This is a genomic window from Mesorhizobium sp. M7A.F.Ca.CA.002.05.1.1 (assembly GCF_003998335.1).
Taxonomy (GTDB): domain Bacteria; phylum Pseudomonadota; class Alphaproteobacteria; order Rhizobiales; family Rhizobiaceae; genus Mesorhizobium.
This window is the reverse complement of the sequence record NZ_RZQI01000005.1, coordinates 1-26,248: the sequence shown is the minus strand read 5'-3', so window position 1 is coordinate 26,248 and position 26,248 is coordinate 1. Positions and strand designations below refer to the sequence as shown.

Here is a 26,248-nt window from a genome sequence, read left to right as displayed (position 1 = left end):
CGCCGGTGCCGTGACAACCACCGCCGCCGTCCTGATTGCGCTGGGTAGCTTGTTCGGTCATGCCGACCTTGCCCGCGCCGACGACGCCAAGCCGGGTGACGAAATTGCCATCGAGGCGATTTCGAAGACCCGCATCGCCTATGTGCTGACCGGTGTGCCGGGCGACGATTCGATCAGCCGCGCCGGGCTCGAGGGGCTGACGCGATTCCTGGTCGAGAAGACGGCGCTGGAACCGGGCGAGCCGGCCGGTGTGGACATCTCCCGGGACGAGCTGTCGTTCTATCCGCTGATCTACTGGCCGATCGATCCGGCCGCACCGATGCCCAGCCAGGCAGCGATCGCCCGCGTCGACGCCTATATGCAGCAAGGCGGCACGGTGCTGTTCGACACCCGCGACCAGTTCGCCAACGGCATCGGCGCCGATTCGACCAGCCCGGCGACGGAGCGGCTGCGCGACATCCTCGGCAATCTCAACGTGCCGCCGCTGGAACCGGTACCGTCCGACCACGTGCTGACCAAATCCTTCTTCATCCTGCCCGAATTCCCCGGCCGCTTCGCCGGCAGCCCGCTCTGGGTCGAGGCCTCGCTCGACGCCAGCAACGCCGAGAACCGGCCGGTGCGTACCGGCGATGGCGTCTCGCCGATCATGATCACCGCCAATGATTTCGCTGGCGCCTGGGCGGTCGACGAGAACGGCGATGCGCTGCTGCCAACCGTGCCGGCTGACCCGATGCAGCGCATCTACGCGCTGCGCGCCGGCGTCAACATCATGATGTACATGCTGACCGGCAACTACAAATCCGACCAGGTGCACGTACCCATACTGCTCGAACGGCTGGGGCAGTAGAATGAGTTTGTTTGGTGCCCTCCGGTCGCGGATAAACCCTCCCCAAAAAGAGGAGGGTAAGGAATGAATTGGTCGATCTCCTTCGAACCGCTGATCTCCTGGCCACTGCTGACCTTGGCGCTGGTGCCGCTGGCGCTGCTTGCGCTGGTCGGCCTGTGGTTTCGCCAGCGCGGTTCGGTCTTCCGCTTCATCGCCCTTCTGGCGCTCGCCGCCGCTTTGTTCAACCCGGTGTTCCTCAACGAGGAGCGCGAGCCGCTGAAAAGCGTTGTCGCCCTCGTCGTCGACCGCAGCCAGAGCCAGGATATCGGCGACCGCACCAAGCAGACCGACGAGGCGTTGGCCGGGCTGCAGCAGCGGCTTGGCCGCTTCAAGCAGTTCGACGTGCGCGTCGTCGAGGCCGGCAAATCCGAGGCCGCCGAGGAACGCACCGAGACACGGCTGTTCGGCGCGCTTGAAGGCGCCTTCCGCGACGTGCCGCCGTCACGGATCGGCGGCGCCATCATGATCACAGATGGCGAGGTCCATGACGCCCCCCCGGGAGCGCCCGATTTCAACGCTCCGCTGCATGCGCTGATAACCGGCAACGATCACGAGAAGGATCGCCGCATACGTTTCGAGAACGCCCCGCGCTTCGGCCTTGTCGGCAAGCCGCTCGACATGACCTACCGCGTCGTCTCGACCGAAAACGAGACCGGCCCGGTCGATGTGCGCGTTTCGGTCAATGGCGAACAGGTCGCGGTCGAGCACGCCACTGTCGGCCAGGCGATGCCGTTGCAGGTCACCATTCCGGGCGCCGGCCGCAACATCGTCGAACTCGCCATCGATCGCGAACCGGGCGAACTGACCGACACCAACAACCGCGCCATCGCGCTCATCGACGGCATTCGCGAGAACTTGCGCGTGCTGCTCGTCTCCGGCGAGCCGCATGCCGGCGAACGCACCTGGCGCAACCTGCTGAAATCCGACGCCTCGGTCGATCTCGTCCATTTCACCATCCTGCGGCCGCCGGAAAAGCAGGACGGCACGCCGATCAACGAATTATCGCTGATCGCCTTCCCGACCCGCGAACTGTTCGTCGAGAAGATCAAGGATTTCGACCTCATCATTTTCGACCGCTACCAGCACCGCGACGTGCTGCCGATCCTCTATTACGACTACATCTCCGAATATGTCGAAAAGGGCGGCGCGCTGCTGATCGCGGCCGGCCCCGAATATGCCGGCGAAAGCTCGATCGCGCGTACGCCGCTGATGTCCGCCCTGCCGGCGATGCCGACCGGCGAGGTGGTCGACAAGGCCTTCTATCCGCGCCTCACCGAACTCGGCCAGCGCCACCCGGTGACGCGTGGGCTGGATGGCTCTGCCACCGAGCCGCCGCACTGGAGCCGCTGGTTCCGCACCATCGGCGTGCAGAATCCCGAAGGCGCAGTGGTGATGAAGGGCGCCGACAACCGGCCGCTGCTGTTGCTCGACCGTAAGGGCGAAGGCCGCGTCGGCATGCTGCTGTCCGATCAGGGCTGGCTGTGGGCGCGCGGCTTCGAGGGCGGCGGCCCGCATGTCCAGCTCTACCGGCGCATCGCCCACTGGCTGATGAAGGAGCCTGAGCTCGAGGAAGAGCGGCTGACCGCCGACGGCCGCGGCATGGTGCTGGAAATCCGCCGCCAGACGATGGCCGACGATCCCGGCCCCGCGCAGATCATCACCCCATCCGGCAAGACCTTGACCGTCAAGCTCGAGAAATCCGAGCCCGGCGTCTTCCTCGGCAGCGTCGAGACCAGCGAGATCGGCCTCTATCAGGTCGCCAATGGCGACCTCACCGCGCTCGCCCATGTCGGGCCGGTCAACGCCCCGGAATTCGCCGACGTCATTTCCACCGAAAGCCGGCTGAAGGCGCCGGCTGAAGCCACCGGCGGCAGCGTGCGCCGGCTGGCGTCGTCCGCAGCCCTTGGCAGCGACGTGACGCTACCCTCCATCGTGCCTGTGCGCTCGGCTGGTGCCGCGTCCGGCAACGACTGGATCGGACTGCGCACCACGGACGACAGCGTGCTCAAGGCCGTCTCGCGCGTGCCGCTGTTCGGCGGCTTCCTCGGCCTCGGCCTGCTGCTTCTGGCAATGGGTTCGATGTGGTACCGCGAAGGACGGTAGAGCTACTCCTCCGGCTCCGTCTTGAACATCAGCGGATAGCCCTTGGCCTTGCCGGCATCGGTGGCGCGCGTCGCCTTGGTCTCGGCGACATCCCTGGTGAACACGGCGACGACGCAGACGCCGCGACGATGCGCGGTGATCATCACCCGATGCGCCTGGTCTTCGCTGAGTTTGAACTCACCCTTCAGCACCGTCACGACGAATTCGCGCGGCGTGAAATCGTCATTGATGAGGATGACCTTGTAGAGCTTTGGCCGTTCGATCTGCGGCTTGACCTGGACGCGCGGTTTTGTGGTGATTTCAGGCATTGGAACCGACAGTTAGAGCAATTCCAGGAAAAGTGTAAAACGGTTTTCCGCCCGGAATTGCGTCAAGACAAAGGATCAGAACGGTTCGCCGTTTCCACGAAACGGTGAATTGCTCTGGCGTAGCAACCCTGCCGCCATTCTGGCACCAGCGAAAGCGGTCGTCCATTTTGGTCGACGCGCGAAAACCAGTGTCCGCCGACGCGGCCATTCACAATCATGTGGGAAAGTGTCGGTTGCCGTTCAACGGCCCTGGCGGCCGAACATGCGGCGGCTGGGAATCTGCCGCGCGGTCGTGGCGGGCCGGATATCGGGGTGAAAGCGGTTTCCACCCGCATCCGCCCGGCGTTCCAGCCAGACCGTGATCGGCCACGCGGCGACGCAGATCAACGTCGCGCCTGTCAGCACGATCAGCAGCCAGGTCTGTGCCGGCGTGATGTAGTCCCAGTTGGTGGAAATCGCCGGCGCGAACAGCGAAGGCTCGGTGCGTCCGGTGGCCGGATCGGGCACCGGGCTGGCGGTGAACAGGATCAGCACCCTGGCGACGCCGGTGGCAACCAGGCCGCCGATCACCATCGAGCGCAAAATGGACGAAAGCCGCTTCTTCATGCGGATTGTCCTACACGGCCGGCGTTGCAAACGGGTTAAGTGTCAGTCGAGGCGGAAGCTGCCGGTGCCAGACTTCGTCAGGGCTTCAGCGCTCGGACAGGAAGAAGGCCGCTCCAGCCGAAACCAGCTGGAGCGTCCTTGGCCAACAGCCGGCATTTTATGCCGGACCTGATTACGTCTTCGGGGCGTCCTTCTTGACGGCCTTCTCGGCAGCCTTCTTGTGCTTCTTGACGGTCTTCTTGACGACCTTCTTCGGAGCAGCCTTGGCCGGAGCGGCAGTCGCCGGAGCTGTGGTCGTCGAAGCAGCCGGAGCAGCGGTCGTGGTGGCGGCGGCGTTGCCGAGAGCCGGCATCGCGAAAGCCAGAGCGACGGCGAGACCGGTGGCGGAGAGGATGGACTTTTTCATGGCTTCGTTTCCTTTTTATGCGGGTCAAGTTTCTGAGTGTTACTGAACCGGGTCGTTCGGCGTCACTCCAAGCAGCTTCAAAGCATTGGCGAGCATCCGGATGCCCTGCGCCTGTTTCTTGGCGGCGCAGTACCGGTTGCCCTTTCTCTGAAGTGCCTTTGCCGCGGTGACCTGCGTTGCCGTGGCGTGGGTTTCGAGGGCTTCATCAAATTGGTGGCTGAGATTGGCGCACCGTTCGCTCCGGGTTGTGAGCGTCACCTTTGCGTCCGATTGTCCGACAGCGGCAGTGACCAGGCAGAAGCCCAGCAACGCACCCAACAAACTGATCGACAACCTTGGCATCGGTTTATCCGTAAACCCGGAGACTAGCGTCGCAGCCGATGACCTGACCGCCACGAGACCAGTTATGCCCTTGAAATTTTTCAGGAGTTTTTCTGAACTGTAGAATTTTGTTTCTGGATTGTGTCTGAGAAAGCCGGTGTGAACCCATCATAGCCACTGGCCAACATATGGCCTGAATTCTATCGTGTGGGTTGTGACAGAAGGGCTTGGCAATCAAAGACAGAAGGGCTTGGCAACAATGACAGGGCTGCTGTGAAATCCGACGCACACATACTGATCGTCGACGACGACAAGGGCATCCGCGACCTGCTGCAGGAATTCTTCCAGAAGCGGGGCCTGCACACCTCGGTTGCCGCCGACGGTGTCGAGATGGAGACCATCCTGCGGCGCGTCCAGGTGGACCTCATCGTCCTTGACGTGATGCTGCCCGGCAAGAGCGGGCTGGAGCTGTGCCGCGACCTGCGCGCCCAGTACTCGACGCCGATCATCATGCTGACCGCCGTCACCGAGACGACCGATCGCGTCGTCGGCCTGGAAATGGGCGCCGACGACTATGTGCCCAAACCCTTCGACCCGCGCGAGCTTTTGGCGCGCATCCGCGCCGTGCTCAGGCGCAATGGCGCCGCCGAGCCCAAGCGCGCCACCACCAAGCAGATCTACCGCTTCGCCGGCTGGACGATGGACTGTGCTCGGCGCCGGCTGATCGCACCCGACGATGTCAGGGTCGAGCTGACCATGGCCGAATTCAACCTGCTGCAGACCTTCGTCAAGAGCGCGCAGCGCGTGCTGACCCGCGACCAGCTCATCGAACTGTCCGGCGGCGACAGCGACTATTCCTTCGACCGCAGCATCGACATCCTGGTCAGCCGGTTGCGGCGCAAGATGGAAGACGACCCCAAAACGCCCAAGCTGATCCTGACCGTGCGCAGCGGCGGCTACCAGTTCCTGCCCGAGACGACCTCCGAATGAGGCGTTTCCTGCCGCAGACCTTGCCTGTCTGGGTGCTGCTGATCGTCATTGCCGGCCTGCTGATCAGCCAGGTCGCGACCCTTTACATCGTATCGCGCGACCGCGCCGCCGCCAACGACGTCGTCGACCTCTACCGGCTCAACGACCGTGCCTTCTCGCTGGTGCAGCTCATGCATGACGCCAGTCCGGACGAGCGCAAGGCGACGGCGAGCGGCCTGTTCAATTCAACCTATGCGCTCACCGTTTCGGACACACCGGCGGTCACTTCGTCGATCGCCGGTGACGACGAACTGGCCGAACTCGAAGACATCCTCGTCGGCAGGCTGTCGAAATTCGGCATCACCGATGCACGCGTACGCCGCGATCCGGCGACGCGCGAGGCCGATGACGCGGACGGCACGGCCCCGGGACCCGACATCGGCCAGGTCGAGCGCGACCTTCTGGTATTGGCCGCCGACTTCGCCCAGAGCGACAAGCTGACGGCCTCGCTGCGCTTCGCCGACGGCCAATGGCTGAACTTCACCGAGCCGATCACGCCGGTCGGCCCGATCCTGAGCTTCGACAGCCTGCCGCTCTATTCGCTGATCGCAGGGCTGGTGGTGATCATGTCGATCTGGTCGCTGCGCCGGCTGACGGCGCCCTACCGGATGATGGAAACCGCCGTGAACCGGATCGGCAAGGATCTAAAGAGCCCGCCGATCGCCGAGAGCGGCAGCCGCGAGGTCCGTGCCGCCGCTAAGGCGATTAACGCCATGCAGGCAAGGTTGCGCGAATATGTCGAGGACCGCGAACATCTGGCGGCGGCATTGGCGCATGATCTGCGCACGCCGATGACCAGGATGCGCCTGCGCCTGGAGCTGTTGCGCAAATCGGCGGTCCGCGAGGCATTGGCGCACGACCTCGCCGATGTCGAGGGCATCGCCAGCTCGGTGATCGACTTCGCCACCTTCGAAGTGACGGAGGAAAAGAACGAACGCATCGATTTCTGGTCGCTCGTGGAATCGATCGCCGACGGCTATGACGACGTATCGTTCGACGACGAGACCCGTTCGCGCGGGCTGATCTGCATGGCGCGGCCGGTCGCGCTCAAGCGCTGTGTCACCAATCTGGTGCAGAACGCGGTCACCTACGGCAAGAAGGCGCATCTTACGCTGCGCCGGTCGGAAGACATGATCCTGCTCACCATCCGCGATGAAGGGCCCGGGATACCGCAGGCACAGATCGACGCCGTGTTCGGCTCGTTCGTGCGCCTCGAACAATCGCGCAACCGCCAGACCGGCGGTCTGGGCCTCGGCCTGACCATTGCCCGCAACATCGCGCGCGCCGCCGGCGGCGAGATCAGCCTGTCTAACAACCCGGGCGGTGGCCTGCTAACGCAGCTGCGCCTGCCGCTGGCGGCATAAGGCTGCCACAAGATGACAGGGCAGTTTCGTTAGCCGGTTCTTCGTCGGTCTGCTCTCAACTTCAACCAGCATAGGTCAACGAGCGGTGGATAGGCTGGTTGCCTATTTCAGTACGCCGTCCTTGCGTCGAAATATGCGAAGTTGCATCTCGTCCCAACGCGTCATCACCTTTTCCTCGAAGCGATCTCGTCTAAATTTAACGCAATGAATGTCCTCGATCAGGAAGACATCGTCCTTGGATGCGACTGCCTCCAAGAACCGGGGAGACCGAACGGCCAGATTGACCTCGTTCTCACGCGAAGTTTGACCGATCAATTGGTAAAAGGTGAACATTGCATAGCAATAATTGTCGAATGTCTCGAACTCTAAAAAGTCTGCAACGCGACAGTCGTCCAAGGTCATTAAAGGGTAGCTGTACGGACTGCGCCTGTTCGGGTCTTGCCTAATGTGCGGCAGCTGGAGGGTCTTGGTGGCGCCGACCTCCTCCAGCACCGAGGTACTCCACTCCCAGCAGCTGATGTAACTGTGAAAGAAGGCTTCACGCACCACACTATGTTCGTCTGGCAGCCACTCGTTGTGCTCTCGCTCGGCGTCGATTAGCCGGTAAACGTCGAATAGAAACTCGTATATGAGTGCAGCCACCGTCGCGTTTCGCATTCCTCAACCTCAATTATGCGACCCGGCTGTTCCCTCGAAAACACTAAACCGCCCTATGGGCTGAATTGACGGCGAAGGTTACCGCCGCAGCACCGCGCTCAGCACGTCGCGGATACCGATGGCGCCGACGAAGCGCGACTGGTCGTCGAACAGCGCCACGGGAGCGGTCTGCGAACGGTGCATGGCCAGCATCACGGTTTTCAGCGAAGTGCCCGGATTGGCCCAGAACACTTGCGCGGCTTCCTCGGATTGGCCTTCGACGTCGGCGCACGACACCCAGACCGCCGGCTTGCCATCGCGTTCGGCCGCCGCCACCAGCCCATGCTCATCGATCTTGAAGCGCGTCGTCTTGCGGCGGTCGAGCCACACCCAGCCATCCTTGCCGTGCTCCAGATCGCGACGGTCGCGCATCACGTTCCAGGCGGTCAGCACCGACAGCGGGTTCACATTGGCGATGAAGTCGCGGACATAGTCGTTGGCAGGCCGCAGCACGATGTCCTCCGGCGCGCCGGTTTGCACGATGCGCCCGCCCTCCATGATGGTGATGTGGGAGCCAATCTTCAGCGCCTCCTCAAGGTCGTGGCTGACGAAGATGATGGTCTTCTTCAATTCGGCCTGGAGCTGCAGCAATTCGTCCTGCAGCTTGGTGCGGATCAGCGGGTCGAGCGCCGAGAACGGCTCGTCCATCAGCAGGATCGGCGCCTCGGTGGCGAAGGCCCGCGCCAGGCCGACGCGCTGCTGCATGCCGCCCGACAGCTCATGCGCGTATTTCTTCGACCACTGGTCGAGATTGACCAGCTTGAGCTGGCGTTGCACGCGCTCCTTGCGCTCGGCTTCCGGTACGCCGGCGAGTTCGAGGCCGAGACCGACATTCTCCTCCACCGTGCGCCAGGGCAAAAGGCCGAACTGCTGGAACACCATCGCCACCTGTTTCTGGCGCAGGCGCCGCAGGGTCGCCTCGTCGCAGGTGACGACGTCGACGGTTTTGTCGCCATCCTTGACCAGCACCTGGCCGCGCGACACCACGTTGAGCCGGTTGACCGCCCGCAGCAATGTCGACTTGCCCGAACCGGAGAGACCCATCAGCACGGAGATTTCGCCCTCGTTCACGGTCAGGCTGGCGCCGGCGCAACCCAGTACATTGCCGGTCTTTTCGAGGATCTCGGCGCGGCTGGCTCCGGCGTCGATCATCTTCAGCGATCCGGCCTGGTCGGCGCCGAAGACGATATCGACGTTCCGGAAATCGACGGCGACGGTCATTTCTTGCCTCCAACGGCGATGCGGGTCATCCGGTCGAGCACGATGGCCAAAACGACGATGGCGAGGCCCGCCTCAAGCCCGAGGTCGATCTTGCGCGAACCCAGCGCCCGGTTGATTTCGGTGCCGAGGCCGCCCGCGCCGATCAGTGCGGCAAACACCACCATCGATAGCGACAGCATGATGCACTGCGTCAGACCGGCCATGATGGTGGGCAGCGCCGAGGGCAGCTCCACCTTCCACAGCAACTGGCTCTTGGTGGCGCCGAACGCCTCGCCGGCCTCGACGATCGACTTCGGCACCGAGACGACGCCGAGATGCGTGAGACGAACCGCGGTCGGGATGACGAAGATGATGGTGACGATGAGGCCGGGCGCATTGCCGAGGCCGAACAGCGTCAGCACCGGGATGAGGTAGACGAAGGTCGGCAGCGTCTGCATCAAATCGAGCACCGGCAGCATGACGCGATAGACCTTCGGCTTGTGCGCCGCCCAGATACCGAGTGGCACACCGATGGCCATCGAGGCGGCGGCGGCGGCAACCACCAGCACCAGTGTCTCTACCGTCTGCTTCCAGAGGTTCTGGTTGAGGATGAACAGCAACCCGAGAAAGACAGCCACCGCCAAGCCTCTCGATCGCTGCAGATAATAGGCAAGCAGTGCAATCAGCGCGATGAGAAGGACCGGCGGTACCAACAGCAGCGTGTCGACCACTCCATCGAGCAGGAAATTCAAGCCGCCGGAGAGGCCGCGGAAGAAGGTGTTGAAATTGTCGGTAAGGAAGGTGAAGAACGCTTTGCCCCACTCGCCTATGGGGATTTTATAACTGACAAAGAATTTTGAAATCGGATCCATCTTGCCCCTCTTTGGCAGTCGCCGTCCTTGCCGGACGGTCATCTTGTCACAGGATATGAAAAAGGGCAGCCCTTTCTACAGTGACTGCCCTTCTTGATCGGTCACGCCGAACGCAAGACCTGCTCAGCTTCCGAGCGCAGTCTTCACGGCTGCAGCGGCGTCGCCGCCATCGAAAGTGGTCACGCCGGCAATCCACGGAGCAACCGCGTCCGGATGCTTCTTGAGCCAGTCGGTCGCAGCCGTATTGGCGTCAGCGCCCTTGAGGATCGCGTCCATTATCTCGCCTTCCATATCGAGATTGAACTTCAGGTTGGCGATGAACTTGCCGGCATTCGGGCACTCGGTGGTGTAACCCTTGCGCACATTGGTATGGACAGTGGCGGCGCCGAAGCCGCTGTCGCCCATGCCATCGAGATAGGTGATCTTCATGGCACCCATCACCGGATGCGGCGTCCAGCCGAGGAAGGCGATCCATTCATTGCTCTTCATCGACTGCTCGGCCTGCGTCAGCATCCCGGCCTCCGAGGATTCGACCAGCTCGAAGCCTTCGAGGTTGTCTTTCGGGTTCTTGATCATGTCGAGGATGATGCGGTTGCCGTCATTGCCGGCCTCGATGCCATAGATCTTGCCGTTGAACTTGTCCTTGAACTTGCCGATATCGGTCAGCGATTTCACGCCGGCGTCAGCGACATAGGTCGGCACGACGATACCGTAGCCGGCGCCGGTCAGGTTGGTGCTGATCGTCTCGACCGAGCCATCGGCGGTATAGTCCTTGATGTCGTTGGTCATCGACGGCATCCAGTTGCCGAGGAACACGTCGAGATCCTTGTTCTTCAGCGACGCCATGGTCACCGGCACCGACAGCTGGATCGTCTGCGGCTCATAGCCGAGCGCGGTCAGCAGCACGGAGGCGATGCCGGTCGTCGCCTGGATGTCGGTCCAGCCGACATCGGAAAGGCGCACCGCCTTGCAGCTCGCCGGATCGCCGGCAAAGGCAGCGCTGGTGGACAAAAAAGCCGCCAGACCGAGGCCGGCGACGAAAGAGTTCATACGCGACATAGACAGTCTCCCATTGTGATTCTTTGGCGAAGCGTAGCTACGGTTTCTATGCCCGCCTTGTTTCGTCAGCCAAACACCATTCTGGTGTGGTTTCAAGCATTAAGACAATCGCGATCAACGGCGCGGGCTGGCCAATCAGCGACACATCAGGCGCTTTTGCCATGCCGGACGGTTTTTTCGAAGACGGGCCGGCTTTTTCAGGGGAATGCGGGCGACCGCCCCTCCCCGTATCAGGGCAAGTCGGCTTAAAAGAGCGGCATGGCCAAGCTCTACTTTCACTATGCGACCATGAACGCCGGCAAGACGACGATGCTCTTGCAGGCCTCTTACAATTATCGCGAGCGCGGCATGGGCACGATGCTGTTCGTCGCCGGCCACTACCGCAAGGGCGACACCGGCCTGATCTCGTCGCGCATCGGCCTGGAGACGGAAGCCGAGATGTTCCGCGATGGCGACGATCTGTTCGCCCGCGTCACCGAGCATCACGCGCATACGTCAGTGCATTGCGTCTTCGTCGACGAGGCGCAGTTCCTCGAGGAGGAGCAGGTCTGGCAGCTCGCCCGCATCGCCGACCGGTTGAACATCCCGGTCATGTGCTACGGCCTGCGCACCGATTTCCAGGGCAAGCTGTTTTCCGGCTCGCGCGCGCTGCTGGCCATCGCCGACGATTTGCGCGAAGTGCGCACCATCTGCCGATGCGGCCGCAAGGCGACGATGGTCGTGCGCCTCGGCCCCGATGGCAAGGTGGCTCGCCAGGGCGAGCAGGTGGCAATCGGCAAGGATGTCTATGTCTCGCTCTGCCGCCGCCACTGGGAGGAAGAGATGGGCCGCGCCACGCCAGACGATTTCATCGGCTTTATCAAAGGCTGACTCTGTCTCTTGGTTATTGGAGCAATTCCAGGGGAAGCGCTATGTGCTTTCCCTGGAATTGCTTCGGGCTCACACGGTCGAGACACGCCGTCTTGGAAACCGCCAGCCAAGCCGCACACCAAGCGTTGCCAGCGCAATCAGTGCCATGCCGGCTGCCTGCGCCGGTCCGAGCGGATGCCCATAGATAGCCCAGTCGACGATGATGGCGACGACCGGGTAGATGAAGGTGATGACGCCGATCACCGGTGTCGTCAGGCGTGGGAAGGCCGAATTCATCAACACGTAGGCGATGCCAGTGTGCAGCACGCCGATGCCGAGCAGCCAGCCCCATGATGCAGGCGCAATATGTTGGCCGACGCCGGCGAACGGGGCGAGCATGACGACCCCCACCACCGTTTGGCAGAGTACCGTGATTTCGGCGCGCTGCTGGCCCAGGCCTTTGGCTAGGATCGTTGTAACGGCATAGAGCAGTGCGCCGCCCAGCGTCAGCGCAATGCCCGGCACCCAGTTGGCATCGGCATGACCGTGCGCGAAAACGAGGCCGCTGGCCAGCACGACGCCGAGAAACGCACCGAGCATCCACAGCAGTTGGTCGGGCGAGATGCGTTCCCTTAGGAAAACCACGCCGATCAGGACCACGAAGAACGGCTGGATATGGTAGATAATCGTCGTCGTGGCGATCGACGTCATGGCGAAGCCGGCGAAGAAGGCTGTCCAGCTCAGCACCATGCACACGCCGGCAAGTGCTGCAAGGGCAAGCCGGGACGGCAACAGCGTCCGATCCGGCAGGTAGCCGCGCAACAGGCACCATATGAGAAGGAAGATCGCGCCGAACACACATCGCCAGAAGACGACGGTGACGGGATGCAGCCCCGATTCCGTGGCGAAGGCGCCGACCGTGCCTGCGATCACCATTGCCAGAGCAAGGCTCGCGGCCGGGAAGCGGGCTGTCGAGGCGTCCGTCATGTGGTGGTTCCCAGCGATCCCAACCATCTGGTCACTGGCGCCACCTTCAAACAAGCGAATAGATTTGGAATGATCTATTCGATATGCTGATAGCACCATGGCCACGCCACTCGATCTCAACCTGCTGAAAACCTTCGTCGCCGTCGTCGAGAGCGGCAGCCTTTCCAATGCAGCACCTCGGGTCGGCCGCAGCCAGTCGGCGGTCAGCATGCAGATGCAGCGGCTGGAGGAGATGGTCGGCAACCAGCTTCTGGTGCGTGGTCCCAGAACCGTCACTCCCAATGCGATCGGCGAGGATTTCCTGATCTATGCGCGCCGGTTGCTGAAACTGTCGGATGAAGCCTGGGCAAGCGTCACCCGGCCCAAGGAGACAGGCAGCGTCCGCTTGGGGGTGCCCGACGACTATGCCGCCTTCCTCCTGCCGCCCGTGCTCTCACGATTCGCGGCGGAGCATCCCCTGGTGACGGTGGAGTTGATCTGCGAACAGTCGACCGCGCTGGTGAAGACGCTGGCGGAGGGGCGGCTGGATCTGGCGATCATCACCCGCTTGCCGGAGCAGCCGCTTGAGGTGATCCGGCTGGAACGCTTCGTCTGGGTCGCCTCGCCCAACCATGTCGCCTGGGAGGCCGACCCGCTTCCGGTCGCCTTGTTCGAACCGGGCTGCGCCGCCAGGATGAATGTCCTGCAGGCGCTTGGCGATGCCGACCGCTCCTATCGCTGTACCTATTCAAGCGCCTCTCTGCTTGGCCTGATCGCCGTCGTCCAGGCCGGGCTCGCGGTGGCTGGCCTTGCGATGCGCAGCGTACCGCCATCGCTGCGCATCGTCGGCGGCAATGAAGGGCTGCCGGTGCTGCCGGACCTCGAAATCGGCATCCTGCGCAACCCGCTGTCGACGACCCAGGCGGTCGAGCGGCTGAATGATTTCCTGCGCCGCGATCTGGCACAACAGGCCTGACTCGCGGGCCTGTCTTCCGCAATCCCGCCGCGATGCAGCGTTTGTTAAAGCCTCGGTACTATAAGGCCGCCAGCCAGAACTCTCCGGGGGCAGCATGTTTCGAGCCGCTTCGTCCGCCAGCATCCTTCTCCTTGCCAGCTCGCTTGTGGCCCATGCCGGCGGCGACCCGGCCCTGGGCAAGAAGGCCTTCAACCGGTGCATGGCCTGCCATGAAGCAGCCACCGACCGCGACAAGGTCGGTCCGCATCTGTTGGGCGTCGTTGGCCGCACCGCCGGTAGCGCCGAGAGTTATCTTGGCCGCTATTCCGAGGCGATGAAGAGTGCCGGCGCCGCCGGCCTGGTCTGGGATGAAGCCAATCTCGCCGAGTATCTCAGGGCACCCAAGCTGAAAGTGCCCGGCAACAAGATGGCGTTTGCCGGCCTGACCAAGGACGACGACATCGCCAATGTCATCGCCTATCTGAAAGCCGATCCCAAACCCTGAGCCGCTGTTCGCCAGCTCTGTAAAACCGGCTTTCTCGTCGCATATCGCGGCCGCGATTGCTTCGGTGGTTTGCCCAATACAAAGGCATCCGTGCGCCTTCGCCTTGCCGCATGAAAGTTCAATGACAGCTGAACTATGGCTGGTCGGCAAGCTAATCACGCTAAGCCCAAGCCTTCACTGGCTTTCAAGACCCTGACGAATTTTTTTGTTTTCACGCCGCCCTTGTCTTCACGTCTTTCAATCCCCTGATGCCCCACATATATTCGCCGCTGTTCGCGACCAGCGACGTCATGCCGAAGCGGGAGGCCCCAATGGCGACATTGCAGAATTTCGACGCCGAAATTGCCAAGACCAAGCAGGTCGTGCAGGACATGCGCTCCAAGATCGAGCAATCCGGCACCATGCTTGATACGCTTGCCACATCAGACAAGAAGATCGGCGACGCCAATTTCGACCTCGAGAACGCCCGCATCGAGGATGTGCTGAAGCAGCAGAAGGTGATGGAAGGCAACATTGCCGACCTGATCATCGGGCTGGAGGACGCCACCAACGTCTTCGGCGCCGAGTTCGAGAGCATGAAGAACTACACCGGCTGGGAAAAATTCATTGGCATCTTCTCCAGCCAGAGCAAGCAGCGCATGCGCACCGACCGCGTTCGCAACATGTCGCTGGCCGGCAATCTGCAGGAACTGCTGGTCAAATCCGACACCATCGTCGGCATATTGAAGGCGCAGAAAGAGGTTCTCGACCAACGCTACAAGACCTCGGAAACCAGCCTGTCGCAGGTGATCGAGCGCCGCAAGACCACCATGACCAACCTCGAAGCCGTGCAGAAGCGCATCGAGGAGCTCAACCCGATGCTGCTCGACATCGAAAACAAGATCGCCGCTTCGACCAGCCAGAAGGACCGCACGCAGCTCGAAGGCGAACGCTCCAAGCTGGCGACGGAATACAACGAAAAGCAGGCCAAGGAGCAGGAACTGCTGGCCGAGAGCCAGACGCTCGAGCGCTACACCTCGATGTTCCAGACCTTCGTCGATTCGCTCAACAACCAGATCGCCGCGCAATCGACGCTGATCAACAAGCTGACCATCGATACCGAGCAGCGCATCGTACTCTACAAGGCGCTGGAAGATTCGCTGAAGACCGCAGCTCAGCAGGACGTCGCCCACAAGATCAACACGCTGGGCAGCCAGGTCGACAACACCGCCGAGGAAACCATGGCCGGTATCGGTGCTGCTTCGCAAAAGCACATCGGTGACCTGCTTGAGATGCACGAGAAGAACATGGTCGCCACCGCCGATATCCAGCGCCGCAAGAAGCTGGCCGACGATGCCTTCGCCCGCCGCTTCGACGAGGTGCTGAAGAAGCACAATTCGGCTAACTACGTGCAGTCTTAAGGGTGACAGCACTGCCCGCGAGCGACCAGGCATGACCCCCGAAAACGAAGCGGCGGCACGGTATTTTTCCGCCATCACGGCCGCGCTCAGCGGCCTTGAAGTGTTCATGCGCGACGATCGCTCGCCGCTCTACCGGCACGGCATCGTCGCCAAGATCGTCGCCGAACACATCGCCAGGCTCGACAAGTCGTTTTCCTGCTGGCGCAACCGGCTCGGCTTCATGGACACATTCCGCATTTCGCGCGCCGAAAGCGGATTTCCGGTGTTCCAGAACCTGCTCGAACTGGAAAACGACCGACGCCAGGCCGACGCGCGGCTTGCCAACATTCCGCTCGCCGGCGAGTTGCGCGAGGAAATGGCCGACTTCATCCTGCGCCACAAGGAATTCCCCGCGGCGCTGCAGAAGTCGATAGCCGAGCGGCTTTATCTCGAGGACGTGAAAAGCGAGAACACGTTCGGCCCGTTCACCCTGGCGCAAACGGCCAAGGTCTCGGTCAATCCGAAGACGGGGCGGCCCTATTATCTCGTCCACTGGGCGACGTTCGACGGCAGCGCCAACCTGCCTCTGGTCTACATGGTGACGGTGGAGGATTCGTCCGAAACGATGATCCGCCAGCTCGTCGACAGAAACGGCAAGCTGAACGAGACGATCGACATTCCTCTGCCGGTCGATGGCCTGCTCAATCCCGAGCTTGCCCACCGTTTCGACGATTTCACCGAGAAGAACTCCGCCTACACGCTGTCGCCGGCGACCATCGCGGTCAATCTCGACAAGGATTTCGAGCCGCTGCATCCCAAGCAGCTGCGCCGCGTCGTGCTCGGCCCGTTCTATTCGGCTGGCATCACCGACAACAATTCGACGGTGACCGAAGTCCTGGCCAAGGTGCGCAAGCCCGAAAATGCCTGGCTGCTGACCTGGACCATCCAGGAGGTCTATTCCAAGGCCGAGAAACCCGGCCGCAAGGGGCTGTTTTCCAGCGAGAAGACGACGCAGGAATTCTTCATCAATACCGACGATCTGGAAGCCGCGCGCCAGGGCGTGTCGAGCTACGAAAACCATGCGCTGATCCCGCACGAGGCCTATCAGGCGCTCTACGCCGCCGGCGAGGCGCAGAAGATCTTTGCCGGCTACAAGGTTCACATTCTGTCGAACGGACAGGTCATCTCAGACGTCTGACCGTCACACCACGGAGCACCCTTCATGGATACCGGCCTGACCACCATCCCGGAAGCCGCCATCGAGAAGCACCGCGCTACCGCGCAGAGCTTCATCACCCGTGTCGTCGTGCTGGAGGACCCGTCTAGCTCCTCCGGCACAGCACTTGCCGGCACCAATCGCCGCTTCGTTTCGACCGTCTCGGTCGGTTCGGTGCGCCGCACGCGCGAGGTCGAGCTGTCGAAGACCGTCGGCGCCGTTCATCCCGACGACCAGCTGCTGACCATCCCGCAGCACACGCTGTTGTTTCGCGCCCGGCGCGGCACGGCGATCGCGCTGGCAATATCGGACGTCTTTGCCGAGGGCTCGGACCTTGAAAGTCTGCAGGCCAAGAACACCCGCGCGCCGCTCGAGGGCGACGAGGCGTCCACCTTCAAGAAGCTTCTGTCGGCCTCGGCTTACATTTCGGCCTTCAGCCTCGCCTCCTACCTGTTCCAGCTGATCGACAGCGACGGCGAGGCGCCCAACGATAGTCCCGAACCGGACTTCCTGTTCGACACGCCGCAGGATGCGGTGAAGTCGATCCTGGCAGGCCTCGACAAGGCGATCTCGGGATCGTCCGACGACGCCGACCTGATGACAAGGGCGCGCGCCTTCGCCCGCGTCGCCATCGACGGGCTTCTGGCCCGCAAGGGCCGCTTCGACGGCATCGGCCCGTTCGAGAACGCGCATATCCGTATCGATGCCGACGATTTCACCCTCGATGGTTTCGACGTCGCGCCGGGCAAGCGTTCAAAACCGCTGGTGATGACATTCAAGAAGCCGGAAGAGGTCGTCGGCAACCACATCGCCAAATACCAGTCGGTCAAGCTCGCCAAGATGCTGATGGCCTACGACTTCGAGCGCGAACTCAATCCGTTCGTCGAACTCGGCGGCTTCCTGTTCACCTTCATCGGCGACGGCGCCCCCGGCACCGGCAAGACGACGCTGATCCAGATGATCGCCGGCCTCGTCAACGGCTATTGCCAGGTCGCCGGCTATCCCTTTGCCTACGAGAATTTCGGCGTCGACCAGATCTCGTCCTATCAGGGCAAATCAGGACAGAACTGCCGCCAGTTCATCAACAATGTGCTGAACCCGCGCGTCATCGGCTTCGGCACCATCGACGACATCGACCAGGTGGCGGCGCGCCGCTCAGACGACCGCGCCTCGGCCGGCCAGCAGGAAATCACCGGCGTCTTGATGGATGCCTTCGCCGGTGCCGCGACCGTGGTGCGCGGCAACTGCTCGTTCGGCATGTTCTCCAACTATCCCGAAAATGTCGACGACGCGCTGCGCCAGCGCGCCGGCGCCCGCTGGCTGGTCGACGGGCCCCAGAGCCGCAACGACTACATCGACATTTTTGTCCTGCTGGCGGGAAAAAACCACAAGATCCCGCTCGGCGACCACGATCTCTACGCCGCGCAGGAAATCCAGCGCGCCGTGACCGAAGCCTATGAGGAGCACGAGAAGCCGCAAGAAGACGGGCTGATGAAGGTCTACGAACGCTACATGAAGGAGAACGGCGCGCCGAAATCGATGGCCGACATCGGCACCTATCTGCACCTGATCAAGGATGCCGAGCCCCGCTTCACCGGCCGCGCCATCAAGAACGTCACCGACGCCATCAAGATGCGCGCCATGGACATCGAGCTTCCCGACGACTGGTTCGAGAAGCCGGAAGTCTTCATGCACAAGGGCTACGACGAGAAGAAAGCGATGATCGAGGAACTGCGCGGGCCGTTCTCGATGGACATGGTCATGCAGGAGATCAACCGCTATGCCGACTCGGAGTTCCGCTATTCCGACAAGTCCGACGACTCCGCCGTGCAAAAGCTGCTGCGCGACGCCCGCCTGCGCGAGCGAGCCGCGCGCGAGATGGAGGAGATGAAGAAAAAGGGGCTATGGAATGCGTGAGCCTGGCACCTCTTCCTTCTCCCCGTTCACGGGGAGAAGGGAAGATGAGCCCCGCCAAGAAACCCGATCTCCTGCGCGACAACGAGCTGATCTATGGCCGGCTGTTGACGGTCGACGAGCCGCACCTCATCCAGCGCTACAACAAGGCGCTGGCCGCGTTCGGCTTGAAGCCGACGAAACTGAAGAGCTTCCAGATCGACCGCACCGGCTTCTCGCCCGAAGTGGCCGAGGAATGCGATGATTATGACTATCTCGATCCCAATGAGGTCAACCGCCGTTTCATCATCCTGACGCCGTCGCAGATTGACCTGCCGGTGGTGCACACCGCCTTCTCCAACACCTCGCAACTGATGTTCGAGTTCATGTCCAGGAACCGGCGCGCCATCGATGCGCTGACGATCAAAGACGTCATCTACGGCGAGATCGAGGATTCCATTCCCAAGGTCAACGACATCGAGGACTTGCTGTCGATCAGTCAGGTCGAATTCAAGGTGCTGTCGGCCGAGGATGTGCTGGGCAAGGCAGCCGAACTCGGCAAGCTCGTCGACCGGCTGAAGCAGGAGCCAGATGCCTGGCGCGACAACGCCATGCTGACCCGCATGGTCGAGCTCGCCAAGATCTGCGGCGACATCCGCGAGAACGCGCTGGTACCCGACCAGGTGATCTTCCGACACAACGCCTACTGGACCAGCCATTTCGGCGGCCTCTACGTGTTCGTCGATCCGGATGTGACGACGGTGATCAGCGATCCGGCCGCCCCCGGTTTTCGCCGCTCGCGGCCGTGGCAGGTCAGCTATCTCTCGATCAACGACGCCGACAAGGTGTTCAAGTTCCTCGCCACCACCGGCCGCATCGAGCTGCCGCGTGCCTCCTGGGTCGAGACCTCGGGCTATCTCGAGCACCGGGCCGAGCTGGTGGTGCGCGCGCTGATCCGCGACGCCGAGCCGAACCGCAATTTGACCAATGTCGACAAGGTCTGGCTGCAGACCTGGATCCAGAGCCATGCCGACCTGATCACCAGGGACGGCAATTTTCCTTTCCTCAACGCCGCCAAGCGCGAGATCGCCCAGCTTGGCCACCTGAAGATCGAGGATGTCTTCCCGCAGCAGCGTTTCCTGGTGATCCGCGCCAAGCCAGACCACCCCGACGCCTGGCTGACCAACCGGCTGATCTCGGATTTCGTGCCGTCGGACTTCGTCTCGCGCTACATCTTCAACAAGGACGGCTTCTACAAGGACTATGACGGCTTCAGCGACGCCTGGCGATCGCATGTTGTGGACGTTCTCAAAACCACATATTTGAAGGACAAGGTGGCGTTTCGCACACGCCTCTACGGCCTGACTGACTAGAACGAAATGAACCGTTATTTCGTTCTAACTTCTTGTTTTGGCGTATGATGTTATCCAAAAAGTCTGCAACTTTTTGGCATCATGCTTTGAGGGGGTGACACAGCCATGCTCGATCCGATCGTGAATTTCTTCACCCGTATTTTCCAGTGGATCGGCCGCGGCATCGGCCTCCTGATCGGTGTCGTCCTGTGGCCGTTCCTGTGGGCCGGACGCTGGTATACGCAGCGCGGCTGGATCCTCAAGGCGGCGGTCGGCCTCGCTCTGCTGGTGCTGATCGGCCTCTATGCCAATTTCTTCTACGCCACCCAGTGGTGGAACAATTTCAACCCGAACTATCCCGACACATACACCTTCGAGAAGCGCAATGTCTCCGCCGGCGAACAGGTCGCCGCCGGCGCCGGCACGGACACCGCCAAGACCTGCGGCAACTCTGGTATAGCCCAGATCGCCGCTGACCTGACCGACTTCAACGTCAACCAGAATGCCTGGATCTCGTCGATGATCCTCTACAAGCTGGGCCTGTTCGGCATCGACTGGGACCACACGCCGTGGATGGACAACAAGGCCTCCTTCCAGCGCGGCATCAACCAGGCGGTGCGGCGCACGGCGACCGAACTTGCCGACAATCTCGGCCGCGTCCGCACCACCTCGCAGATCGACAGCGATCTGCAGAATGCCCGCGGCAACCTTCAGTTCGACGAAGAGACCTGGTATTTCGGCCTGAACCCGTTCGGCCCCAAGACGCCGACGCCAAGCTACTATCGCGACGCCGTGCGCATGCTGCGTTCCTTCAACGCCCGCCTTGCCACCTGCCAGGCGACATTCGACGCCCGCGCCGACAATCTGAAACAGTATATCGACCGCATCTCGTCCGACATCGGCTCGACCTCGGCGATCCTCAAGGAACGCGCCGAGAACCACAACAATGGCTGGTTCGACTTCCGCGCCGACGACCGCTACTGGTTCGCCTATGGCCAGCTCTACGGCTATTACGGCCTGATGAAGGGAGCCCAGGCCGACTTCGAGGACGTCATCAAGGAAAAGCATCTGCAGAACCTGTGGGACACGATGGACTCGCAGTTCGTTTCGGCGCTGCGCATCCAGCCCTTCATCATCGCCAATGGCCGCGAGGATGGCTGGCTGTTGCCGACGCATCTGACGACGATGGGCTTCTATGTGCTCAGGGTGCGCTCCAACATGGTCGAAATCAGCAACGTTCTGACGCAGTAGCGCTGTTCCATTAGGGACCAGGCGATGGCGAATTTGCGCCGTCGCCTCTGTCGCATTCCGTGCATTGTGCGGCTGTTTTGAGACGGCGGAACGGCGCGTCCTCTGGCTTCTATACGGCGCGGCAACGGAGCCGGGAAGAACCGACGACAGGTCGGCCGGTCCGCAGAGGAACTTTCTCCAGAGGAAACATAGTTGCATACAAGTTGACGCCGTGGCAGCGACAGGGTTAGAACATGCCCGCGCCCGGTTCCAACCTGCTTGCCAGTAAGATCAAACCCGTCCCCTCCACCGTCCAATCCAGAGGAAAGCCGTCATGGCCGAAGTGAAGTCCGACATCGAGATCGCGCGCGGCGCCAGGAAAAAGCAGATCCAGGAGATCGGCCAGAAGATCGGCATTCCGACCGAACACCTGCTGCCCTACGGCCACGACAAGGCCAAGATATCAGCCGAATTCATCAAGTCGGTGAAGGGCAACAAGGACGGCAAGCTGATCCTCGTAACCGCCATCAACCCGACGCCGGCCGGCGAAGGCAAGACCACGACTACGGTCGGCCTTGGCGACGGCCTGAACCGCATCGGCAAGAAGGCGATCGTCTGCATCCGCGAGGCCTCGCTCGGCCCGAATTTCGGCGTCAAGGGCGGTGCCGCCGGCGGCGGCTATGCGCAGGTCGTGCCGATGGAAGACATGAACCTCCACTTCACCGGCGACTTCCACGCCATCACCACGGCGCACAATCTGCTTTCGGCGCTGATCGACAACCACATCTACTGGGGCAATGAGCTCGGCATCGACACCCGCCGCGTCGTCTGGCGCCGCGTCATGGACATGAACGACCGGGCGCTGCGCGAGATCATCTGCTCGCTCGGCGGCGTCGCCAACGGTTTCCCGCGCGAGGGCGGCTTCGACATCACCGTTGCTTCGGAAGTGATGGCTATCCTGTGCCTGTCGACCGATCTGAAGGACCTGGAAAAGCGCCTCGGCGACATCATCGTCGCCTATCGCCGCGACAAGTCGGCCGTCTATGCCCGCGACCTCAAGGCCGACGGCGCCATGGCCGTGTTGCTCAAGGACGCCATGCAGCCTAACCTGGTGCAGACGCTGGAGAACAACCCGGCCTTCGTGCATGGCGGCCCGTTCGCCAACATCGCGCATGGCTGCAACTCGGTCGTCGCCACCACGACGGCGCTCAAGCTCGCCGACTACGTCGTCACCGAAGCCGGCTTCGGCGCCGACCTGGGTGCTGAAAAGTTCTTCGACATCAAGTGCCGCAAGGCAGGCCTCAAACCGGCGGCGGCCGTCATTGTCGCCACCGTGCGCGCCATGAAGATGAATGGCGGCGTCAAGAAGGAAGACCTCGGCAAGGAGAACGTCGAGGCGGTGAAGAAGGGCTGCGCCAACCTCGGCCGCCACATCGAGAATATCCGCCAGTTCGGCGTGCCGGCGGTGGTTGCGATCAACCACTTCTACTCCGACACCGACGCCGAAATCCAGGCGATGAAGGACTATGTCGCCTCGATGGGCGAAGAGGCGATGCTGTGCAAGCACTGGGCGCACGGCTCGGCCGGCATCGAGGATCTCGCCAACAAGGTGGTGGCACTGGCCGAATCCGGTGCTTCGCAGTTCGCGCCGCTCTATCCCGATGCGATGCCGCTGTTCGAGAAGATCAACACCATCGTCCAGCGTATCTATCGCGGCTCGGAAGCGATCGCCGACAAGTCGGTGCGCGACCAGCTCAAGGCCTGGGAAGACGCCGGATACGGCCACCTGCCGGTGTGCATGGCCAAGACGCAGTACTCGTTCTCGACCGACCCGAACCTGCGCGGCGCGCCGACCGGCCACACGGTGCCGGTGCGCGAGGTCAGGCTTTCGGCAGGTGCGGGCTTCGTCGTCATCATCTGCGGCGAGGTCATGACCATGCCCGGCCTACCGAGGGCGCCGTCCTCGGAAAAGATCTTCCTCAACGAGATGGGCCAGATCGAAGGCCTGTTCTAGAATCCTTCTATTCGAACAGAAAGGGCGCCGCAGCGATGCGGCGCCCTTTCTGTTTTCAGATAGTCCCTACGCGGCGCTGCGTGACAGCGCCCGCTGGTTGGAGCCGAAGATGGTGTCGCGTTCCGGCAGCGCGCCGGTCTTCAGGCACTCGACCCATTCGGCGGTCTTGAGCACGGCGGCAAAGCGCGACTGCAGGATGATCGTGACCACGCGGTGGATCTCCTCGGCCGAGGCGTAGCCGGCGCTGTTGGCGTAAGGCACCGATCCGGTCGCATCCGACAGGAACTCGACGGCAAAGCCCATATGCACGGCGTGGATGATGGTCGACAGGTCGCAATTGTGCGTCATGTAGCCGACCACCGTGATCGTATCGATGGCGTTGGCGCGCAGCCAGTCCTCGAGGTCGGTGCCGGTGAAGGCGGAGGGCAGGTTCTTTTCGACATAATGGTCGCGCCCACGCCTGGCGATTTCGGGATGCAGTTCGCCGCCATGGCTTCCCCCGGCGAAGATCGGCGATGTCTCGGGCGCCATCTGCTTGACGACCACCACCTTGATGCCGGCAGCAGTCGCTGCATCCATCGCCCGCGCCACATGGACGACGCTGTCGCGGAACGGCGGATGCTGGATGGCAAGACTGCCGCCATCATAATCGTTCTGCACATCGACGACGATCAGCGCCCGGCGTGGCGTGGTGTTGGCTGGGTCAGACATGGTGTTTTCCTTTCCGGCTTGAATGTGATGGACCGAAAATAGGCGGACTCCGCGACAGTCGAAAGTGGCCCGATTGACATCATTCGAAAGAATTGGGACAATCCGCATTCAACTGCCGGAAGCACCCATGACCGACCCGATCATTGCCGTACTCGCCTTCGACGGCATCAGCCCGTTCCACCTTTCCGTACCGTGCCTGGTCTTCGCAGAGGACAGGACGGCGCTTGGCCTGCCGCGCTTCGACTTCCGCATCTGCGCGGTCAAGCCCGGCCCGATCCACACCGAGGCCGGACTGACAATTGCCGCGCCGCATGGGCTCGAAGGGCTCGACGGCGCCGATATCGTCATCATTCCAAGCTGGCATCATCTCGGCGAACCGGCATCGCCGCCGCTGATGGAGGCGTTGCGCCGGGCGCACCAACGCGGCGCCTTGATCGTCGGCCTGTGCCTTGGAACCTTCGCCATTGCCGCGGCCGGGCTGCTTTCGGGCCGTCGTGCCGCGACGCACTGGGCCTATTCCGAACAGTTGCAGAAACTCCACCCCGACGTCGCCGTCGATGCCTCGGTGCTCTATGTCGACAATGGTGACATCGTGACCTCGGCCGGCGTCGCCGCCGGTCTGGACTGCTGTCTCCACATCGTGCGCGCCCGCTACGGCGCGGAAGCGGCACTGCGGCTCGCCCGCCAGATCGTCCTTTCTCCGCATCGGCAGGGCGGCCAGGCGCAATTCATCGAGCATCCGGTGGAAAGAAGCGCAGACGCCGACCGGTTCACCCAAGCCCTCGACGCGGTTCGCGCGGCGCTCGGAGAGACGCATAGCCTGGATAGCGTCGCCGAGGCCGCCGGCCTGACCCGGCGCACCTTTACCCGCCGCTTCCAAAAATCGATCGGCACCAGTTTCGGCGATTGGCTGACCAGCCAACGGATAGAACTGGCTCAACGGTTGCTGGAGGCGACCGAAAAGTCGATGGACATGGTCGCCTTCGAAGCCGGCTTCGGCAGCGCCACCTCGCTGCGCCAGCATTTCGCCGCAAGGCTGAGGACATCGCCGGCGCAATATCGGCGCGAATTCTCCAGAAGGACCGACCAGGGCGAGCGCATGACGTACGTTCTGTCGTCCTGATCTATTCAGTCCCGCTTGACCTGATGTGCCGGATTGCCGACCACCGTGGTGTTCGCAGCCACGTCGCGCGTCACCACCGCGCCGGCGCCGACGATGGCACCTTCACCGATGCTGACGCCGCCAAGGATGACGGCTGAGCCGCCGATCCACGCATTGGCGCCGATCTCGACCGGCTTGGCGATCTCCAGTCCAGCTTGCCGCCCAGCGACCTCCTTGTGATGCTCGGCGCAATAAATCTGCACATTGGGACCGAGCAGCGTTCCCTTGCCGATGCGCACACTCGCCGTGTCGAGGATGGTGCAGCCGGCATTGAGGAAGACGCCGTCGCCGAGAAAGATGTTGAAACCATAGGCGCAGTGAAACGGCGCCTCGATGCGGGCACCCTCGCCGGCGTTGCCGAGTAAAGCTTTCAAGCCCGACCCGAGATTGCCGCGCTGCCGCGGCGGCAGGCAATTGTGCTCGAACACCGCGTCACGCGCTACCACACGCAAGGACTCCAGCTCATCATCGAGGCAGGTGTACCATTCGCCGGCCGCCATCTTCACGCGCTCGCTTTCGGCTATGACGCGGTCTCCAGTTCACGTCCTTCAAAAGCACAAGTGCGGCCAACAGAAAAGCGCCGATGCAAGTACTGGTCAAATATTGGACCTATGGTAGCCTGCGTCTCAAGGCCGTCCTGGCCCGGTGATCGAGGGGGATCGACCATGCTCTACATTCTCGCACTTCTGATCGGCGTCGTTGCCGGTCTTCGCGCCATGACGGCGCCGGCTGCCGTTGCCTGGGGCGCTTATCTCGGCTGGCTGCCGGTTGCCGGCACCTGGGCGAGCTTCATGAGTCACTGGGCGGCTGTCGGCATCTTCACCATCCTGGCCATCGTCGAACTGGTCACCGACCAGTTGCCGTCGACGCCGAGCCGTAAAGTGCCGCAGCAATTCGGCGCCCGCATCGTCATGGGCGCCTTCACCGGCGCGGTGATCGGCGCGACAGGCGGTGCCACCATCGGCGGCTTGATTGCCGGCGCCATCGGCGCCGTCATCGGCACGCTGGGCGGCGCTGAAGCTCGCGGCCGGCTCGCAGCCGCCTTCGGCAAGGATCCGCCCGCCGCCTTCATCGAGGACGCGGTGGCGATCATCGGCGGCCTGCTGATCGTAGCGGCGGTGGCATGACGACGAAAACCTTCGACGCCATCATCATCGGTGCCGGAC

The 26,248-nt window shown here is 62.5% G+C and carries 26 protein-coding genes; 15 read left to right on the top strand and 11 right to left on the bottom strand.

Features of this window, described 5'->3' with window-relative positions:
- A partial coding sequence (locus tag EN939_RS00820; RefSeq protein ID WP_164750857.1) for a DUF4159 domain-containing protein occupies positions 1-847 on the top strand: 847 nt, incomplete at its 5' end.
- Between the two features lie 63 nt (positions 848-910).
- Positions 911-2,989: a hypothetical protein gene (locus EN939_RS00815; RefSeq protein WP_127266563.1), complete on the top strand. Its 2,079-nt coding sequence runs from the start codon at positions 911-913 to the stop codon at positions 2,987-2,989.
- Between the two features lie 2 nt (positions 2,990-2,991).
- On the opposite strand, the gene clpS is transcribed toward EN939_RS00815, so the two are convergent.
- The 4 genes from clpS to EN939_RS00795 form a co-directional block, all read right to left on the bottom strand.
- Complete coding sequence (clpS, locus tag EN939_RS00810) at positions 2,992-3,297, bottom strand: ATP-dependent Clp protease adapter ClpS (RefSeq protein ID WP_127266562.1); 306 nt, start codon at positions 3,295-3,297, stop codon at positions 2,992-2,994.
- A 240-nt stretch (positions 3,298-3,537) separates the two neighbouring features.
- On the bottom strand, positions 3,538-3,903 hold the full coding sequence (locus EN939_RS00805; protein ID WP_127266561.1) for a hypothetical protein: 366 nt from the start codon (positions 3,901-3,903) through the stop codon (positions 3,538-3,540).
- A 172-nt stretch (positions 3,904-4,075) separates the two neighbouring features.
- Positions 4,076-4,309, bottom strand: a complete 234-nt coding sequence (locus EN939_RS00800; RefSeq protein WP_013529962.1) for a hypothetical protein — start codon at positions 4,307-4,309, stop codon at positions 4,076-4,078.
- 39 nt (positions 4,310-4,348) lie between these two features.
- A complete protein-coding gene (locus tag EN939_RS00795) occupies positions 4,349-4,651 on the bottom strand; it encodes a hypothetical protein (protein WP_127266560.1) in 303 nt (100 codons plus the stop codon).
- 252 nt (positions 4,652-4,903) lie between these two features.
- On the opposite strand from EN939_RS00795, the gene EN939_RS00790 reads away from it, so the two are divergent.
- Both EN939_RS00790 and EN939_RS00785 read left to right on the top strand, forming a co-directional pair.
- Positions 4,904-5,620, top strand: coding sequence for a response regulator (locus tag EN939_RS00790; RefSeq protein WP_127266559.1), 717 nt, complete (start codon positions 4,904-4,906; stop codon positions 5,618-5,620).
- Entirely contained in the window at positions 5,617-7,023 is a 1,407-nt protein-coding gene (locus tag EN939_RS00785; protein ID WP_127266558.1) for an ATP-binding protein, read from the top strand. The genes EN939_RS00790 and EN939_RS00785 overlap by 4 nt, the downstream gene beginning before the upstream one ends.
- A gap of 102 nt (positions 7,024-7,125) precedes the next feature.
- Here EN939_RS00785 and EN939_RS00780 read toward each other — a convergent pair whose 3' ends face one another.
- From EN939_RS00780 to EN939_RS00765, 4 genes are all read right to left on the bottom strand, one after another.
- Positions 7,126-7,665: a hypothetical protein gene (locus tag EN939_RS00780; RefSeq protein ID WP_236382896.1), complete on the bottom strand. Its 540-nt coding sequence runs from the start codon at positions 7,663-7,665 to the stop codon at positions 7,126-7,128.
- Between the two features lie 93 nt (positions 7,666-7,758).
- Entirely contained in the window at positions 7,759-8,940 is a 1,182-nt protein-coding gene (gene choV / locus EN939_RS00775; protein ID WP_127266556.1) for a choline ABC transporter ATP-binding protein, read from the bottom strand.
- Positions 8,937-9,791, bottom strand: a complete 855-nt coding sequence (gene choW, locus EN939_RS00770; protein ID WP_127266555.1) for a choline ABC transporter permease subunit — start codon at positions 9,789-9,791, stop codon at positions 8,937-8,939. Before choW ends, choV begins: the two co-directional genes overlap by 4 nt.
- Before the next feature lie 123 nt (positions 9,792-9,914).
- Positions 9,915-10,850: a choline ABC transporter substrate-binding protein gene (locus EN939_RS00765; RefSeq protein WP_127266554.1), complete on the bottom strand. Its 936-nt coding sequence runs from the start codon at positions 10,848-10,850 to the stop codon at positions 9,915-9,917.
- Between the two features lie 258 nt (positions 10,851-11,108).
- On the opposite strand from EN939_RS00765, the gene EN939_RS00760 reads away from it, so the two are divergent.
- On the top strand, positions 11,109-11,720 hold the full coding sequence (locus tag EN939_RS00760; protein WP_127266553.1) for a thymidine kinase: 612 nt from the start codon (positions 11,109-11,111) through the stop codon (positions 11,718-11,720).
- Positions 11,721-11,789: 69 nt separating this feature from the next.
- On the opposite strand, the gene EN939_RS00755 is transcribed toward EN939_RS00760, so the two are convergent.
- On the bottom strand, positions 11,790-12,686 hold the full coding sequence (locus EN939_RS00755; RefSeq protein ID WP_127266552.1) for a DMT family transporter: 897 nt from the start codon (positions 12,684-12,686) through the stop codon (positions 11,790-11,792).
- 97 nt (positions 12,687-12,783) lie between these two features.
- Here EN939_RS00755 and EN939_RS00750 point away from each other — a divergent pair, with 97 nt between their 5' ends.
- The 8 genes from EN939_RS00750 (at position 12,784) to EN939_RS00715 (ending at position 23,209) form a co-directional block, all read left to right on the top strand.
- A complete protein-coding gene (locus tag EN939_RS00750; protein ID WP_127266551.1) occupies positions 12,784-13,641 on the top strand; it encodes a LysR substrate-binding domain-containing protein in 858 nt (285 codons plus the stop codon).
- A gap of 94 nt (positions 13,642-13,735) precedes the next feature.
- Entirely contained in the window at positions 13,736-14,125 is a 390-nt protein-coding gene (locus EN939_RS00745) for a c-type cytochrome (RefSeq protein WP_127266550.1), read from the top strand.
- A 311-nt stretch (positions 14,126-14,436) separates the two neighbouring features.
- Entirely contained in the window at positions 14,437-15,525 is a 1,089-nt protein-coding gene (locus EN939_RS00740; protein WP_127266549.1) for a hypothetical protein, read from the top strand.
- A gap of 31 nt (positions 15,526-15,556) precedes the next feature.
- Entirely contained in the window at positions 15,557-16,702 is a 1,146-nt protein-coding gene (locus EN939_RS00735; RefSeq protein WP_127266548.1) for a hypothetical protein, read from the top strand.
- A 24-nt stretch (positions 16,703-16,726) separates the two neighbouring features.
- Entirely contained in the window at positions 16,727-18,637 is a 1,911-nt protein-coding gene (locus EN939_RS00730) for an AAA family ATPase (RefSeq protein WP_127266547.1), read from the top strand.
- 44 nt (positions 18,638-18,681) lie between these two features.
- Positions 18,682-19,986: a DUF6638 family protein gene (locus EN939_RS00725; RefSeq protein ID WP_127266546.1), complete on the top strand. Its 1,305-nt coding sequence runs from the start codon at positions 18,682-18,684 to the stop codon at positions 19,984-19,986.
- Between the two features lie 105 nt (positions 19,987-20,091).
- Positions 20,092-21,216, top strand: a complete 1,125-nt coding sequence (locus EN939_RS00720) for a DUF2333 family protein (protein WP_127266545.1) — start codon at positions 20,092-20,094, stop codon at positions 21,214-21,216.
- Between the two features lie 313 nt (positions 21,217-21,529).
- Complete coding sequence (locus EN939_RS00715) at positions 21,530-23,209, top strand: formate--tetrahydrofolate ligase (protein ID WP_127266544.1); 1,680 nt, start codon at positions 21,530-21,532, stop codon at positions 23,207-23,209.
- Positions 23,210-23,275: 66 nt separating this feature from the next.
- On the opposite strand, the gene EN939_RS00710 is transcribed toward EN939_RS00715, so the two are convergent.
- On the bottom strand, positions 23,276-23,920 hold the full coding sequence (locus EN939_RS00710; protein WP_127266543.1) for a cysteine hydrolase family protein: 645 nt from the start codon (positions 23,918-23,920) through the stop codon (positions 23,276-23,278).
- A 127-nt stretch (positions 23,921-24,047) separates the two neighbouring features.
- On the opposite strand from EN939_RS00710, the gene EN939_RS00705 reads away from it, so the two are divergent.
- Positions 24,048-25,043: a GlxA family transcriptional regulator gene (locus EN939_RS00705; protein WP_127266542.1), complete on the top strand. Its 996-nt coding sequence runs from the start codon at positions 24,048-24,050 to the stop codon at positions 25,041-25,043.
- A 5-nt stretch (positions 25,044-25,048) separates the two neighbouring features.
- On the opposite strand, the gene EN939_RS00700 is transcribed toward EN939_RS00705, so the two are convergent.
- Positions 25,049-25,606 carry a sugar O-acetyltransferase gene (locus EN939_RS00700; RefSeq protein WP_127266541.1) on the bottom strand — a complete coding sequence of 186 codons (558 nt, stop codon included), beginning with the start codon at positions 25,604-25,606 and terminating at the stop codon, positions 25,049-25,051.
- Between the two features lie 141 nt (positions 25,607-25,747).
- Here EN939_RS00700 and EN939_RS00695 point away from each other — a divergent pair, with 141 nt between their 5' ends.
- Positions 25,748-26,209 carry a DUF4126 domain-containing protein gene (locus EN939_RS00695; RefSeq protein WP_127266540.1) on the top strand — a complete coding sequence of 154 codons (462 nt, stop codon included), beginning with the start codon at positions 25,748-25,750 and terminating at the stop codon, positions 26,207-26,209.
- Positions 26,210-26,248: the final 39 nt, after the last annotated feature.